General features: G+C 52.0%; 2 rRNA genes. Both read left to right on the top strand.

The features are described 5' to 3' along the window. Window positions 1–108 (top strand): 23S ribosomal RNA (locus AACW87_RS14610); the annotation flags it as partial. Window positions 109–230: 122 nt separating this feature from the next. Next, a 5S ribosomal RNA gene (gene rrf / locus AACW87_RS14605) occupies window positions 231–345 on the top strand. Window positions 346–352: the final 7 nt, after the last annotated feature.

Below are 352 nucleotides of genomic sequence, written 5' to 3'. Positions count from 1 at the left end.
TTGAGGGTCCTAAAGGGCCGTTGGAGACCACAACGTTGATAGGTGGGGTGTGTAAGCGCGGCGACGTGTTGAGCTAACCCATACTAATTACCCGTGAGGCTTAACCATACAACACCCAAGAAGTGTTTCTGGCCTTGTAGCAAGTGCGAGACTACTTACAAATTCAGTGATAGTGATAAGCCAAGCGCAACATCATTACTCACGTCAGCTTTCCGAGATTGAAGAATTTGCCTGGCGGCCATAGCGCCGTGGAACCACCTGATCCCATGCCGAACTCAGAAGTGAAACGCGGTAGCGCCGATGGTAGTGTGGCATTCGCCATGCGAGAGTAGGACACTGCCAGGCACCCAAT

Source organism: Aeromonas sp. MR7 (assembly GCF_963899385.1).
In the GTDB taxonomy this organism is placed as follows: domain Bacteria; phylum Pseudomonadota; class Gammaproteobacteria; order Enterobacterales; family Aeromonadaceae; genus Aeromonas; species Aeromonas bestiarum.
The sequence above is the reverse complement of the archived record's forward strand: the minus strand, read 5'-3'. Positions and strand labels throughout refer to the sequence as shown.